The organism is Myroides marinus (assembly GCF_900109075.1).
Lineage (GTDB): Bacteria > Bacteroidota > Bacteroidia > Flavobacteriales > Flavobacteriaceae > Flavobacterium > Flavobacterium marinum_A.
Window position 1 is genome coordinate 60886 of sequence record NZ_FNYS01000013.1, and the last position, 17028, is coordinate 77913.

Below are 17028 nucleotides of genomic sequence, written 5' to 3' on the forward strand. Positions count from 1 at the left end.
TAAAAAAAACGTTGTCTGATTATAATTAATCAGACAACGTTTTTTTTATAATGGGTACCACTTCATCATAAAATATAGTTATACATTCGCTCATATAAAATCTATACATAAGATGGCTTACAATAATGAATCCAAACGCTTCTTAAATGAATTAAAATATTCTTCATCTACTTCTACATTATTACCATTCTTCAGTTCTATCAACATATCAACTATCGTTCTTCGAATTGTTTCTTTATTCCAAACTTTATATTTAGAATAAATAACTAACCAAGTAATATAAAAATCTTGATAAGATCTTCTAAAAGTCTTAGAGTTTTTTACATTAAAAAACTCATTAACTGCATCTTTCTTTAAATGTCCCTCAAACAATTCTCCAAAAAAACAAATCAATTCTTCTGTTTTAGTAATAGAATTAAGAAAAATTTCCTTCTCTGAAATATTTTCATCCAATTTACTTAAAAAATCAGTTATAGCAGATTTATTTTTAATCCTACAAGTTATTCTATCACTCCTCAAAAATAAACCTAGTACTTTATCATAAGAATTATGTTTTTCTAAATGAAAAACTAAATACGATAAAATGGTTACTAATTCTTCATTTTCCATTCTATCAGTTTTTCCCGATACTCTTTCCTTATTGTAGAACCAATCTATACTCTTATCAGTAATTTTTTTAATGTTATTAATTACATCATTATCAACAGTAGAATTCCACATTTCAAATGAATTATTATTTATTGGATAAGGTTTTTGATTTAATCTAATAAATAAATCTGTTGCTGAAAAATTATTATTAAGATTCTCCTCTATAACTATTTCATCTATAACAAAATCTAATATTTTATCTTGTTCTAAAGGAGAAAACGAAGAATAATTCTTTCCATTTTTATCTAAAATTTTCAAACCTTTTAATTTAAAATTATTATTTGACGAATAAGTAAGATTATTTGTTTCATTTATATATTGTTTCCCCAAAAAAGCGATAATAGATAAAAGTCTTTGCTGTCCATCAATTACCTCTTTAATTCCGTCTTTACGTTTATAAATAAATATGGGAGGAAGGTTAATCCCTAATAATATACTTTCTATAATAGCGGATGCCTTTAAGATTGAAACTCTTTCTTGACGTTGGTATGAAGGACGAATCAAATATTTATAAGTTATCACGTCTGATAATATCTCCTCTATTGGTTTTGAAACAGGAGAAGGCTTATTGATGCGCAAGCTTTCAAGATTACTTAATACATTTTCTGCATCTTTATCAGTCTGAGTCAATTTAATCAGATCTTCAGTAAAATCGTTTCTTTTAATAAAAAGTTCAAACTTAAATGATAATACACTTTCAAAAAAGGAAGCTACATTCTCAAATCTTTCAATTATATTTCTATAATAAAAAGAATTATCCTCCGAATAAATATGTAGATTCGAATTAATATGTTGATACAACTTCTCATTTAAATCCATACTTAACACAGGAATCCCTTCTTGATCAAGTATTCTTATTGCCCAAAGGATACTCTCATTTATTAGTCTATTATTTTGGGCTAATCCTTTTTGAAAAAAATATTCATTAATAGCAAAAACATTTTCTATTTCATTCTTAAAGAGATCTAGCTCCAATTTCAAATCTTCAATTGTATTAATAAATGCTTGATATAAAATTGATAACGTTTCATTTCTCCTATTTCCTTGAGCATATCTCGAGATTGGAAAACGTGATAATACGAACGATTTTCTAAGAAAATCGATCATCCTTTCTTTTAATTCTATACTATCAACATCGTTATAAAAAAATGCCTTTTTAAATTTTGCATAAAAAGAATCGTCATCAATTAATACTTTTTCAAATAAATTAGAAAGATTATCTGAATCGTATTTAGCTGAATCAACTTCTATTGAAGTTAGAGGTGTTATACCTGTATTATACCTCCTAAAAATCTCTTTTTTTATTTTATCTTCTAAATTAGAATCTATTCCAACAATAACCTCAAACTCATAAACTCTAATATTAGAGTTCCAAAAGATTTCTTTTATTTCATCTTTTAGTTTATTAAAATTTTGTTTTGCAAGGGCTGGCAATGATAATAGACCACGATCTATTAAAGAAAAATCATTTTCTATAAATCTCTTTAGTGTTTCAAATCTTTGTCTACCATCAATCACTTCAATACTTGAACCTGATTTAAATAAAATAAGTGGAGGGATTTCTGTCCCTAAAAGTACACTTTCTATAAAAAAAGTTTGTTTTACATTATCCCAAACGTAATTACGTTGATAATAAGGTTTGTAATTAATTCTACGCAAATTTCTTTCACTCAATAAAGTTTTTATCGAGATGGTTCTAGGTGTAATCTTAAGACTACCTTTAAAAATATTTAAAAAACTATTTTCTGTTAAACTATACATATTATTATAGACTTTCTACATTATTAATCTGAAATAGAAACTCTATTTCTTCTTCCTTTTCAATTTTTGAAAATAAAATTTCCTCTTCATTACCTTTAATATATTTAGACATATATAAAATTGTATATAAATGTCTTTTGATAATTTTTTTTATCAAATCTGTATGTAGATAATTTTGTTGACCAAATTCCTGGTTTAAAAATACAATAGAAAAATTAAATACATTATTAATTTGTAATTTAACTTTCACATCTAAACCTAGAGTATAAATTTGATATGATCTATTTATATCTTCTGTGCTTTCTATATTCTTAAAATCATTAATACCTTCAATAATTATATTTCCATTTCTTCCCAAGAATATCTGTAATTGATTTTTTGTCAATGCTGGTATATCAAAATTGAATTCTAGTTTATCAAACAAATTTATATGTTTTAAAAAATTATATTTTATAATCAACGTTCTTACATTAAGCCCAAAATCAGTATGATAATTATAATTTAAAACTAGTAATTCAACATCTGACAATTGCGACCTTAATAACTTAAAATACTCATTTTTTTTATAGTCGTCTATATTTGAAGTATCTATCAATACCATTATTCTATATAAGGTTTTGAAATACGGTGATAAATTATTTCTATACAAATTAAACACCTCAAGATATACATCACATATGTTCTGCAAAACATCCTCAATTTTATCATTATCTTGTATATCTTTTCCTTTTATTTCACTAAAAATTTCACTAAAAAAATTACCTGAATCACATTTTTTATCCAAAGAATCCCTAAATTCATTGAATATATTTAAGTAAGAAAAAAAGCTAGAATCAAATTGTTGAACCCTTGCTGTATTAGACTGTTCTTTTAATTCCTTATTTTGTTGTCTATATAAGTTTGTTTGCTCACGGATTAAGAGTGTTTGCTCCTCATATACTTTTCTTGTCTCTTCTAACTCTGTTTTCTGAGCCTGAAATTCATTTACTTGCTGTTCCAAGGCTGATGTTTGCAACCTAATATTTTCTTGATTTATAGAAATATCTTTCCTTTGTTCTTTTAGAGCTACATAAAACAATATTACACCTGCTAATGAGAACATACTTCCAATAAATCCACCAATAAAATCTCCAAATTGCCCTATTATTGATTCGTCAGGTATCTTTGAAAACTTCCAGTCACCAAAAATTAAATAAACTAAAATAGTTAGGACTATTACTACCAATCCAAACAATGAAATTATTTTACCTGTTTTCTCAGAGAAAAACGTACTCTCATCCTCTGGTTTATTGTTTCCCATATTTAATATCTATTTAGTATAAATCTAACTACAATTATTTACCTTACTTTTTAAATTCTTCTGCAAATTTCTTTAAAGCTAACACTAGTTCATCATTATTAGCTTTCACTTTTTTACCCGTTTTTATATCTATTTTTTCTGTATAAATAGGGATTTTCTCTATTTTAGTAAGTCTATCTAGTTCTTTCTGTAAAGCTTGAGCTAGTCCTGTTTTAATACGTACTTGTGGATCTAATAGCATTCTATTATCAATTTCAAATAATTCACCAATCATATTTAAATTCTTATCAGTTGGTTGTGAACTATTACTATTCCAAGCACTTACTGTCGCTTTGTTAACATCAACCCACAATCCGACGAGGATAGCTGAGACTCCTTCTTCTTTTATTACTTCCTTAATCCTGTTTTTTAATTTATTTTCTGTTTTGTTTTTTCGTGCCATGGTTTATTTATTTAAAAAATTCGTGTTTGATACGAATTTTATAACTATATTTGAATTATTAATTAAATGATAATTCTGTCTTAATGACTTAATTAACGATGTTTTCTTGACCCGAAACTGACCATTTCAAATACCAAGAAGATCGTGATGTCGCTCCATGCAAAAAAGTTTCTTACTTTTGTAATAGCACTGGGGCGGTACTCACGTATGCTTTAGGTGGGTGGTCAGCCCGGGGTCTAAAGTGTGAGCCGCTCCTTGCTTTTTTACAAGGTTTGATTTATCATACTATAAAAACATCGTTCATATAATTTATGTGAGCGATTTTTTATTTTAATACTTCGCTGATGCGATTCTTAGAAGAAAAGAGTTGTTATTAGATGAGGGGTTGAAAATTAAATTGTTCTCATAGAATAAATGGAATGAAAAAAGGAAGTGATTGCTTGATTCATTCTTTGGTTACCTTGACTTAAAGTTTTTGTTTTAAGTAAGATTGTTTTTTCTTTTTTGATTCGCACTCTAAAAGTAAATCCTTTCTTTATGTTTTCCAAGAGGAAAACCGTAAAGCACAACTTAATTTGATTAAAAGGTGACAAAATGAGATAGTTCAGTACTTTGTACTGGACTATCCAAGAGAATAAAAGTATTAGAGTTTAATGTTTTTTTATGACCTACTCTATACTTAAAACATACTGCAACCTTTATTCATACCGTCTCCCAATTAGGTATATAGAGGTTTAAAACAAAGGAGGATTTGTTTAGTGTTCGTTGTATTAATGAATGCTTGCAATACCTTATCTATCCTTAATGGACTTATCGAATGATTCTATTCGAGATTTTTTCAATTATTACATTTTATTAAACAACAAACAAGTAGTAACTAAACTCACATTTAGCCTATGATTAAACTTTAGTTTAACTAAACCTTATCGATGTAGATTGATTTGACATTAACTCTTTAATGTTAGATGGCTACCCTATTACCTATTTAGTTAGAGTTATAACACATTTTACGCTAGGTCTAAAAACAGTTTTTAGATGCGTACAGGATAATTATTGCCTTTAATTCACACATAATAAGTTTAGGCAATATGGATTAGTTAGTAAGGAAAAAAGCTATGAAATAAGTCTCCTACTGTTTATTTAATAATCTATTAATCACTTGTAAAACTATTTAATTATGGAGAAAAACCGCTTACTGTAGGGCTTTAGCTTAGGTTGGTTAATGTAGGCTTAGTCCTTAGTGAGCATTTTAAACAAAACAAAGAAATAGGATGGCTTAAAGGGATTTTAAGTCATGCTATAAGTCCATGACTATCCCTTTGCTCTAGTTTGCATTTTGGGAGACGTGCTTTAGAGCTTGGGGATAGTTTTTATAAAAATATGTATGAATTAAATATTACCAATTAACTAACCTTTTGATATAGGCTTGTTTAAGTACTACGGCAATAAGAATCTTAATGATTGAAAAGCATTTATATCAAAATCAATTATAAACATTATGAAAACTCAAATTTTAACCTTTTTTGGTTGTAGGAAGGCTATACCGCTACTCTTTTTTGTTGGTTTGTTAAGCAGTCCAATCTATGCCGTATCAAATGATAAACATTTGTTTTTTAGTGTATCTGATTTGCAACAAGATACAAAACAAAAACCAACTATAAAACTATCAGGAACGGTAAAAGATTCCTTTGGTGCTCTTGGTGGTGTTATAGTGACAGTTGGGACTAAAGTAGTTACAACTGATTTAGATGGAAAATACACCACCTATATTACCTATGGTGATAAGATAACCTTTTCGATGATGGGTTATAAAGATCAGTCTATTGTGTATTCTGGTGGCAGTTCACTTAATATTACGCTTAGTGAAGATAATAGTACCCTTGATGAAATTGTAGTTAATGCAGGGTATTACAGCGTTAAGGATCGTGAGCGCACGGGAAGTATTGCTCGTGTAACTGCTAAAGACATTGAATTTCAGCCAGTAACTAATCCTTTGCAAGCTATACAAGGAAGAATTGCAGGAGTTAGTATCACTCAATTATCAGGTGTTCCTGGTAGCTCTATTGATATACAAATACGTGGTAAAAACAGTCTACAAAGCAACACAAACCAATTTATGGCAAATGTGCCTTTATATGTAATTGATGGTATACATATGCCAAGTGACCGAAGTTCAAGTACAGGATTATCTGCTACTATTTTACTACAAGGTCACAATAACCCTCTTAATTCAATTAATCCTAATGATATAGAAAGTATCGAGATTTTAAAAGATGCAGATGCTACAGCTATATATGGCTCAAAAGGAGCTAATGGTGTAGTTTTAATAACAACCAAAAAAGGAAAAAAAGGAAAAGTAAGACTAACCTTCTCAAACTATCTTGCCAATAGTAAAGTAGTAAACTTTGCCAAGTTATTAAACACTCAGCAGTACTTGCAAATGAGAGAACAAGCCTTTATTAATGATAACATTACTACTTACCCTACTAACGCTTATGATATAAATGGAACATGGGATAGAAACAGATATACAGATTGGCAAAAAGAACTTATTGGAGGTACCGCTACTACAACCAATACTGAACTAGGTTTAAGTGGAGGGAGTGAAAATACATCCTTTAACTTAAATGCTTCTCACAATAAACAAACAACTGTTTTTCCAGTAGATAAAGGTTTTAAAAGAGATAATATAAGCTTTACCTTTAATCATACAACAGATAAGCTAAAAATAGCAACAGCAACAACCTACTCAAGGCAAAAGAATGAACTCATACAAACTGATCTTACATCAACAGCATTAAGTCTAGCTCCTAATGCTCCAAAATTATACAAAGAAGATGGTACTTTGAATTGGGAAAATGGAACATTTAACAATCCCTTAGCGGCATTACAAGCAAGTTATAATTATGAAAATACAGCTTTTGTTTTCAATACTAATATTAGCTATCAATTACACAATAACATTAGTTTAATACTGAATAGTGGATTAGCGACAAATAATTTCAACGAAAGTCATTTAACCCCTCATACCGTAAATAATCCTAACTTAGGTAGAACAAGTGCTCATTCAACAGCTCAAATTTCATATACCAATTCTAAATCATATATTTTAGAACCTCAAATATCATGGACAAAAGAGTATGGAAAACATCGTCTTAATTTTTTAATTGGTACAACCTATCAAACAAGTAATCGAACTGCTATACATCTATATGGTTATGGATTTCCTTCTAATTCACAAATAACCAATATAGCAAGTGCTAGTACTCAATCTATTCGTCAGTTAACTGACACGCAGTATAAATACTCAGGATCATTTACAAGATTCAATTATACTTATGACAATAAATATATTATCAATCTTACAGGAAGAAGAGACGGTTCTTCACGTTTTGGAGACAACTATAAGTTTGGTAATTTCGGAGCTATTGGTGCGGCTTGGTTATTCTCAGAAGAATCTGTCTTAAAAGATATCTCTTGGTTAGACCTTGGAAAAATAAGAACAAGTTATGGTATAACAGGTAGTGATCAAATTGGAGATTACCAATACTTAGATACTTATTCTACTGGTTCGGCAAAGTATGATAATATTGTTGGCTTTATTCCATCAAGATTATATAACCCTAATTTCAGTTGGGAAAAGACAACCAAAGCAGAAATAGCAATGGAACTGAGTTTATTTAATTCAACAATAAACTCAAGTATAGCATACTATAACAACAGATCATCTAACCAATTACTAGGTACTCCTCTACCGTATACAACTGGGTTTGATCAAATTATAAATAACTCAGCCGCTACAGTAGAAAATTCAGGATGGGAGTTTACATTAAATACCAATAATATTAAATCTCCTTCTTGGAAATGGACTACAAGCTTTAATATTTCTTTTCCAAAGAACAAACTTATTTCTTTTCCTGATCTTGAAAACTCCACATATGCAAATAGATATGTCATAGGTAAATCAATAGGTGTTGTAAAACTATATCACTACGAAGGTATTGATCCTACAACAGGTCAATTTAAGTTTAAAGATTATAATCAAGATGGTAAAATAACCCCTTTAGAGGATAAACAGAGCATACAGGAAGTTAATGTAAAATATCATGGTGGAATATCAAATAGCATTAGTTATAAAAATTTTGGAATCGATTTTTTATTTCAATTTGTTAAACAAAGAGGCTATAACTACTTTCAACGAATGATTCTACCAGGTGTGGCAAGAAACCAACCAATAGAAGTCTTAAATAGTTTCTCTATAAACAATCCAAATGCTGAGTTTCCATACTTTTCAACAGGTATGAAAGGTGATGTTCTAAACAATTTCTTACGTATTCAAGAAAGTGATCACGCTATAAGTGATGCTTCCTATTTACGCCTAAAAAATCTTAATATTTGGTATGATCTCCCATTATCAAAAGCAAGATTACGTCTGTATGCACAAGGTCAAAACTTGTTAACCTTTACAAACTATTTTGGAATGGACCCTGAGAATATATACCCAGGAAACCTTCCTGTTCTAAGAACATTCTCTTTTGGATTACAACTAACTCTTTAAAAAGCTAAACATGAAAACTAAACATCTATTTATACTATATCTATTTGCACTTTCAGTAATAAGCACTTCTTGTGAAAGTGCTATCCAAGTAGATATGCCAAACAATCAAATGGGTACTGATGATATCTATCAAGATATCTCTACAACAAAAGCTGCATTAGCAACCTTGTACGCAAATTTTCGTGATGCTTCCATTTTTACAGGACAAGGCACTGGTTTAGGTACTGTTATGTCAATGTATACTGATGAACTAACAAGTTTTAGTGAGATAAATTCTAATCTAGGAACTTTTGATATTTTTAATAATTCAATTAGAGCAAATAATCCAACTATTAACTCTCTTTGGAACAGTTCTTACAAAAACATATATGCTATTAATGCCTTTATACAAGGAGTTAGTCTGTCAAAGCATTTAAATACAAATGACAAAGATCCTTTAATCGCAAAGGCCTTATTACTAAGGTCTATTTACTATCAAAATCTTGTACAACTATTTGGAGACATTCCTTATACTACGACAATCGATTATCAATCAAATACAACTATTAAAAAAACACCCTATTTACAAGTGCTTAGCTTAATCGAATTAGATTTAAAGCACAGCTTAACCAGTTTAGATGCTACATTTGAGAAACCAAATAGGATTTATCCCAATAAAGCTGCTGCAGAGCTTCTATTGGCTCAAAACTATTTACTTCAGCACAAATATGATTTGGCACAGAACTTAAGTTCTTTAATTACATCAAATTCATTATTTACCTTAGAAACAGATATAACAAAAGTATTTAAAAACAATGCTAAGAGTACAATTTGGCAACTTATGCCTAGTAATTCAGGTCTTAGTACTTGGGAGGCAAGAACCTACTATTTTAATATAACTCCACCCACAGATCACGCTCTAAGCCAGGATCTGATCAATAGTTTTTCTACTAATGATCTACGCCTTAAAAACTGGATAAGGGAAGTAAGTGGTAATAATAAAACCTTTTATCACAGTTATAAATACAAGAATATTTCCAATAATACAGATGAATATTCTATTGTATTTCGTGTTGAGCAAGCTTACTTTGTTTTAATTGAATCATTGATACATCAAAACAATACAATTGAGGCTATAAAATATTTGAACCTTTTTAGAAAAAGAGCCAATATATCACTTCTACCAAACACTTTAACTAAAGAAGAGTGTATAAAAGAAATGCTTATGGAAAGTCAAAAAGAATTCTTTACAGAACAAGGACACCGCTTCTTTGATCTCAAAAGAAATAACCAACTCCATATCTTAAATAAGGTTAAACCTAATTGGAAAACTAATCACAGACTCTTGCCCTATCCTGAAAAGGAAATATCATTAAATAATAATCTATTACCTCAAAATGATGGATACTAATCTTTTAAAGAAAGTAATTTACCTAATTCTACTTTTAAGCTTTTCTAACTCAAAGGCTCAAGTAGACTCTATAAGTATTAGTCCCCTTTGGTCAAAACTACAAAACATTAGTATTTCTAATAGTGGGAAATGGTTAATTACACAAGAAACAAATAATGAACTCATAAAAAGATGTATAAGTAATGCAGATACAAAAAAAGAAATCTGTTTTGAAAACACAGGTTTTATCTATTTTATAGATGATATAAAGATAGCCTATCAAAAGAAAAATCAGCTCTATATTGTTAATCTACAAAATTATAAACAGACGGTAATAGATCAGGTAAGTTCTTTTGAAATAATAGCTAACAATAGAATCTTTATTCTAACTGATCAAAAAACTGCATTACTTCTTAATACATCAAGTAACATTGATAAAATATGGGAACAAAAATCAATAAATCAATTCTTTATATCTCCTGCAAAGCAGCAAATGGTTTATTTACAAGGCGATCAATTCTTCTCATTAGATCTTAAAAATCTTAAAACCTCATCTTTAATTGGTTCTTTTAAACTAGATACCTTATCCAATCCAATATGGAACGATAAGCAGAATCATCTTATGGTTAAGACAACCAGAAATGAGGTAATACATATTGATTTAAAAAAGAAGACTTATTTTAAAATTGAACCCACAAAACAAAGTCTAAACTTAATAAATACCACTTATGAATTTGTGGCCAATAATAATATCCTGATAAAATACCTTTACTTACATAAAACACAAAGTCCAATAGTAGATATTTGGTATACTAATGATTACAATTTAGAGGCTAAAAAAAACACTCTAAAGGGAGATAATTTTGTTGTCCAAAATCAATTATATAACATAGATAACAGACAAACAACTCCAATAATAGACAATGAAATTATAAGGTTTATTAATAACGATGAGTATCTAACCTATGATTCTAAAGCACATAAAGATTATAGTAAAAACAGCTCTACTGTATCACTATACAAACATAATATTCTTAAAAACACAAACAGTAAGCTATTAGACTCTCTAAGTAATTATGCTTTGACAATTTCAAATGATACAAATAAATTTGCCTATAAGTCTAATAACAAATGGCATCTGTACAACTTAAACAACAATAAGACTACAACTATTGATAATTTAGAAAACCAGCAAGATTTTTATTGGACTACAAATCCTAACAAAGTATTAATCACTAATAATTCAAATCTTTGGTTATTTGATACCACTAGCCATCAATTAAGTAAATTAACTAATAATGAAGCGATTAATGATTTAAAAATCAATATTCTAAACCATCAATCCTTCCCAAACCTAAACGAAAGCTTCAAGCCAAATACAGTAGTCAACTTAAATAAACCAATAATAATAAAAACCTTAGACATAAGTAATAACACAAGTTCATTACACGTACTAGATAAAAACAATACCATTAAACCAATCATAGAGGCTACTTCAGATAGAATTACTCAGGTGTTATGGTCTAATCAGAAAGAACAGGTTAGTTTTTTAACCGAAAACTATAATATGTCTTATAAATTAAATTCTTATAAAGACAAGCAACTAAGCATAGTAAAAACTAGTTCTATTCCTGATTCTTTATTTAATTGGAGAAGACAAATGATTATTGAATTCAAGACAGTTCAAGGTAAACAACTTAAAGGAATACTCTATTACCCTAAGAACTTTTCAGAATTAAAAAAATATCCTATGATTACCCATTTATATGAGACTCAAAATCATTTACAAAATCTATTTAGGATTCCTAAGCTTGAAAATGATACAGGATATAACAGCGCATTACTTACTGAACAAGGTTATTTTGTATTTGAACCTGATACTTATGTTAGTGAGAAAGGTCCAGGAGTTACAGCTTTAGAATGCGTTGAGGCAGCAATACAAGAAGTACAAAAAAAAGTAAAACAAATTGACAGTGAAAACCTTGGAATAATGGGACAATCCTTTGGAGGATATCTAGTTAATTATATAATTACACAAGTTGATATCTTTAAAGTAGCTATTAGTGGATCCTCACGTTCGGAATTAATAGTAGATAGCTATGGTTTTAACTACTACTTAAATAGAATGAGTTATGCAAAAATAGAAGACGCTCAATACAAGTTAAAAGCACCTTATGCAGAGAAGCCTAAGGAATACTTTGCAAACTCTCCTATCTACTACTCACAAAATATTCAAACTCCGATCCTATTATGGGCTGGGAATCTTGATGAAAACGTACCTTGGAGACACACTATGAACTTATATGGTGCATTAAGGCGTTATAATAAACAAGCTATCGCTCTATTTTACACTAAAGATGGACATAGTCTAGCTGATAAAACCAACCAAAAAGACTTAACAATAAGATCTCTTAATTGGCTATCCTATTTCCTTAAAGACACAAAAGATATAAATTGGATTAAACAAGGTATAAATTAAAACAAGCTGTCTCCGCAAGGAGACAGCTTTTCTATTAAGGTTGTTTTTGATACAATACAGTTGGACATTGCATTGTTAACTCATCTTTCTCATAAAGAGTTCGTTCCTGGTTATTCACAGCGTCGTACCATGTACAAATTGGACCATCACTTATTGTTGAACAAGTGATATTTGTTTGAACACATGAAAACTCATTCTCTGAATCTAATTCATAATGACCTATACGGTCAGTAGAATTTAGCTGAACATCTTTCATTGCATTTGTTGCAAATGCACTACCGATAGCAAGCGCGAATACTCCGATTGGCAAACCTGCTGATTTTAAAAATTTTCTCATGACTTTAATGTTTTTAAAAATTGGTTAGCTTTTTTTAAGGTTGAGCTAAACCTTACTGAAACTTGCTTGTTAGCGATCTGGCCAATTTGTAACGAACAAGGTTCTTGTCAAATAGACCATAGAGATAATGGTCTGTAACAATTAGATCAGATAGCTTATCTTCCCCTAGGTGGTTGATGTAAAAGCTTCCAATATAACTGTTACTTGTAAAGTCATACACATCTACAATACTGGCTTGTTTCCACATCTTTTGGGATTCATTCTGTCCCATCGAATTTGATACTATAAACAAGAGATTGCGATAAGTTATAACCTTTGAATTAATAGCTTTTATAGGAGAAGTCATTTTGTTTTCTCCTGTTGATAATTTAGCTGAAGTGATACTTTGGGTTTTAGTTGTATCTATCGTGTTTTGTCTGTTTAGTAGATTTAGTTTTTGATCTGTTTGAATAAACTGATTCTTATAATAATACGTGTAGATTAGTTGCTTATTTTCTTTACTATAACTCATTACGCCATCTGTATCAAAGACTCCATCTGAATCACTTTGCAGTAGATTAGAATTGAGTTTTACTTTAGTCGTAGTATTTTGATCTATTATACCAAGTACGTTTTGGTAGTTCTTGCTACTTTGCCCTTTAAAGGCAATAGTAGTGGAATCTATTGGAGTAAAGTCTAAAAAATAAACCTGTTTGTAGCTTAGCATCTCTGTGGGTTGTTGTTTATTTTGATTGTCTAATCTTCCTTTAAATACTATGGAAATAGTCCCGTCAGCTAAGTAAAAATAAGGGTATATTGTTTTAAGTTTTAACTGGCTATAAGGTAGATGTAAGGAATCAATCTGAATCTTAAAATCTTGTCTTTGAAATTGTTGATCAATAGATATATAACGAAGTGGAGCGGTATAATTACCAAGATATATAGTGTCATGGTGGTAACCTGAAAAGTAAAAAGAATTCACTTGTAAGTCAAGAGTTTGATCCTCGATTACTGCATGAGGTAAATACCTTCTTATAAAGGGATTTTCTTTTTTAATGATGTGTTCTGAAGATAGAAAAAGAAGAATAACAACACCTATGCTTAGTATAGTCAGTAATATAGAAGATAAAATAAAACGCTTTTTATTTGTTTTATTATTCACTTTATCATTTTCTTGAAAGTAAATAGCTAATAATCCCAAAATACATACAATGATATTAAACCAAAGATGCTCCCTCCATCCCATCTTTTCAAGTATACCTCCACAAGAACAAGGAATAAAATCACTGTAGTTTAATATCAGATAGATATAAATGGTAAAAGCTACCATTAATCCGTAACTGAGATACAGACCTACTGTTTTGGTTTGTTTTAATGTTAAAAGTAGTGCAATAACAAGTTCAACAATAATAACCAAATAGGCTATTATACTGGCATAAGCGCTTAATAGTGGGGACTGAGTAAGTTGAACCTGAAATGTATCAAATGTGATAAGTTTGCTTATGGCAGCATAAACAAAAAGTAATACAAAAAAGTATTGTACAATAAGAGAGAATTTGGCTTTCATAGTATTTGCATTTTGGGATAACCAAAACTACAAATCACTAATTTTCAAAACAATACGTATTTTTACGTAATTTTAGTAGTTTATCTTCTAAAGAAGATCATCTTCTGTTATATAGTGTCTAATAATAGCATAAGCAACAGCTCCTATGAAGTTATTTGCTCCAGTTTTTTGCATAATAATCTCTTTGTGCTTCTCCACAGTTCTAACACTTAAATGAAGTTTTTCTGCTATCTCTCTTCCACTGTACTGTTTAACAAATAGTTTAATTATCTCTATCTCCTTCTGAGTTAAACCAGCATCCTTTTTATAATCCGAATCTTGTAAGTGTTTTACTATACCCCTAATTTGACTATCATAGTAAACTCCATCTTCATATACATTGAAAATAGCTTTTTTTATTTGAGACTGTCCTGCATTCTTTGTTAGATATCCTGCAATATTGTATTTAAGCATTCTCTCTATAGTATAAGGATCATTAAAACTACTAAGAATAAGTATTTTTAAATTTGGGTACCTTTCATTGAGTTTAGGAGTTATCTCAAAACCATCCATAATTGGCATTTGAATATCTAAAAATAGAATATCTACCATTTTAGTTTTTAACACCTCAAATAGCTCTATACCATTAGAGCATTGAAACACTACTTCTACTCCATCCAACTGAGATAAAAGCAAACCAAAACTTGTTCTAAAAAGTTTGTGGTCATCTACTATTCCTACTTTAATTTTCATATTTATTATTTATTTTTAATGTGATAACATTACTCTCTTGTTTTCTTTGATGAGTGAAATCTGCTTTAATTTGTTGTACTCTTGTCTTAATATTGCTAAGCCCTAAGCCAACATCCTGCCCTTTTAAATCAGCATTAAAATCATATATAACTCCATTATCAGTTATAGATAATACTAATTGATTATCCGTCCATTTCAGTTCTAATATGGCATAAGTCGCCTTGCTATGCTTAATAATATTTTGGATTAGCTCCTGGACTATTCTATAGAGTTCTAATCTTACTAATTCACTTAAAGCAAATGTTTGTTTATCAGATTTAAAAGACATCTTTATACTTGTTGCTCTTGATATCCTAGTTAAGTAATTATCTAATATGATGCTAATTGGATTATCCTTAATCAAAACAGGTGATAGATTATAACTCACTCTAACAGCCTCATCATAACACAATAAAACACTTTTCTGTAGATCTGATATCGTATTTTTAATCAAGTCCTTATCTTGACTAAGTTCTATAACATCAATGAAATTTTTCAAAGCTGCTAAATCTCCACAAAGCCCATCGTGTAGCTCCTTAGCTATTCTTGCTCTTTCTTTATGTTCAACAATCAAATTATTTCTAAGTTGTTGTTTTAACTGATCATTGCGATACTTGTTTAAATTCTTCTGATAAACAATCACAAGGATAATCACGATAATGACAAGGGAAATCATAATAAAAGTCCCAAGCCAAAAAAATAACTTTATTTCATTTTCCATACACCAATTGATAAGATGATTCTAAGAATCAGACTTGCTATGATATTTACTAACCAGTAATCATTAAAATAGATGTCGTTATTATAGATATAACTCGATAACATAAAGAGTGAAATTGTAGTACTATAATAGAAAAATAGCCCCATAACTACATATAAACTACTCTCCTTATATAGACTTAAAATCGTCTTTTGATCAAAGATTTGTTTTACCCATAAAAAACTACACCACATTATAAACAAAGTCAAAAAAGACTTGTTGATGCTCTTAGCTAAGAAAGCTGAATCTTCTTCCAAACAGAAAAAAGAATAAACATAGATCAATAGAAAAAGACCTAAAAAGGTTAGAAAAAACCATTTAGGTCTTTGTACAATTAATTTTATAAAAAGATAGTATAAAGCTAAAAACTCTAATAATGAATGTATTTGATACCAAGGAATAACGCTTATTTTCAATACACCACTAACTACATACTCATATATAGAAGAAACTGCAATTAACAGAATAAGAGGCAAAACATAATTGTTCTGTTTATTTAAATGATTTCCTTTTCCTATAAACATAATTAGAGGAAAAAGACCTGTTAATAGCGTTACATATAAGAGTACATAATAAATCATCTACTTACTTTTTATAAGCTTGGTTGGCTTTTTAGGACACATGGGTGGACATGTGATAAGCTCATCAAGCATAATTCCATTAGTTAAATCTTCTCCCTCTTGGTCTACTGCAACTAAAACCATATTGTTCTGATTACTTTGAGGATCTAATCCTGGATAAATTCGCAATCCAATATTTCCATTTTGTTGTAATAGCTCATTAATCTTATCAAGACCTACAAAATAACTATTAGGTTTTTCTGGATTACTTTCTTGATAAGAATTTGTTAGTTCAATTGCCTTTTCAAGGCTAATTACTGTGCCTGATTTTTTGTTAATCTCCATAAAGCTAAACATTTAAAAGTTAATCTTGTAAATGTTTACAATTTTCAAATAATAAACAATACGTGTTTTCCGCATATTTACCGTGTTTTTACGTATTGATTTTAAAAGAAGTATTGTTTTATTTTAAAAGGGCTACTAACAAAAGATTTTTT

At 29.3% G+C, this 17028-nt stretch carries 12 protein-coding genes; 3 read left to right on the forward strand and 9 right to left on the reverse strand.

The genetic code is table 11. The features are described from left to right. Positions 1 to 117 precede the first annotated feature (117 nt). Genes BMX53_RS13050 through BMX53_RS13060 form a run of 3 tightly spaced genes read right to left on the reverse strand, consistent with a single transcriptional unit; the run spans position 118 to position 4151 of the window. Positions 118 to 2409, reverse strand: coding sequence for a DUF262 domain-containing protein (locus tag BMX53_RS13050; protein WP_074746816.1), 2292 nt, complete (start codon positions 2407 to 2409; stop codon positions 118 to 120). A gap of 4 nt (positions 2410 to 2413) precedes the next feature. Next, positions 2414 to 3709, reverse strand: a complete 1296-nt coding sequence (locus tag BMX53_RS13055; RefSeq protein ID WP_074746818.1) for a putative phage abortive infection protein — start codon at positions 3707 to 3709, stop codon at positions 2414 to 2416. A gap of 43 nt (positions 3710 to 3752) precedes the next feature. Next, a complete protein-coding gene (locus tag BMX53_RS13060) occupies positions 3753 to 4151 on the reverse strand; it encodes a hypothetical protein (protein WP_074746819.1) in 399 nt (132 codons plus the stop codon). A gap of 1498 nt (positions 4152 to 5649) precedes the next feature. On the opposite strand from BMX53_RS13060, the gene BMX53_RS13065 reads away from it, so the two are divergent. Genes BMX53_RS13065 through BMX53_RS13075 form a run of 3 tightly spaced genes read left to right on the forward strand, consistent with a single transcriptional unit; the run spans position 5650 to position 12557 of the window. After that, positions 5650 to 8709: a SusC/RagA family TonB-linked outer membrane protein gene (locus tag BMX53_RS13065; protein WP_074746821.1), complete on the forward strand. Its 3060-nt coding sequence runs from the start codon at positions 5650 to 5652 to the stop codon at positions 8707 to 8709. Between the two features lie 10 nt (positions 8710 to 8719). After that, positions 8720 to 10099 carry a RagB/SusD family nutrient uptake outer membrane protein gene (locus tag BMX53_RS13070; protein ID WP_074746823.1) on the forward strand — a complete coding sequence of 460 codons (1380 nt, stop codon included), beginning with the start codon at positions 8720 to 8722 and terminating at the stop codon, positions 10097 to 10099. Then, on the forward strand, positions 10089 to 12557 hold the full coding sequence (locus BMX53_RS13075; RefSeq protein WP_074746825.1) for an alpha/beta hydrolase family protein: 2469 nt from the start codon (positions 10089 to 10091) through the stop codon (positions 12555 to 12557). The genes BMX53_RS13070 and BMX53_RS13075 overlap by 11 nt, the downstream gene beginning before the upstream one ends. 34 nt (positions 12558 to 12591) lie before the next feature. Here BMX53_RS13075 and BMX53_RS13080 read toward each other — a convergent pair whose 3' ends face one another. From BMX53_RS13080 to BMX53_RS13105, 6 genes are all read right to left on the reverse strand, one after another. Beyond that, entirely contained in the window at positions 12592 to 12894 is a 303-nt protein-coding gene (locus BMX53_RS13080; protein ID WP_074746827.1) for a DUF6520 family protein, read from the reverse strand. 52 nt (positions 12895 to 12946) lie between these two features. Beyond that, entirely contained in the window at positions 12947 to 14440 is a 1494-nt protein-coding gene (locus BMX53_RS13085) for a DoxX family protein (protein ID WP_074746829.1), read from the reverse strand. Between the two features lie 87 nt (positions 14441 to 14527). Beyond that, entirely contained in the window at positions 14528 to 15172 is a 645-nt protein-coding gene (locus tag BMX53_RS13090; protein WP_074746831.1) for a response regulator transcription factor, read from the reverse strand. After that, complete coding sequence (locus BMX53_RS13095; protein ID WP_074746833.1) at positions 15162 to 15932, reverse strand: sensor histidine kinase; 771 nt, start codon at positions 15930 to 15932, stop codon at positions 15162 to 15164. The genes BMX53_RS13090 and BMX53_RS13095 overlap by 11 nt, the downstream gene beginning before the upstream one ends. Beyond that, positions 15917 to 16552, reverse strand: a complete 636-nt coding sequence (locus BMX53_RS13100) for a hypothetical protein (protein WP_074746835.1) — start codon at positions 16550 to 16552, stop codon at positions 15917 to 15919. Before BMX53_RS13100 ends, BMX53_RS13095 begins: the two co-directional genes overlap by 16 nt. After that, positions 16553 to 16876 carry a hypothetical protein gene (locus BMX53_RS13105; protein WP_074746863.1) on the reverse strand — a complete coding sequence of 108 codons (324 nt, stop codon included), beginning with the start codon at positions 16874 to 16876 and terminating at the stop codon, positions 16553 to 16555. Positions 16877 to 17028: the final 152 nt, after the last annotated feature.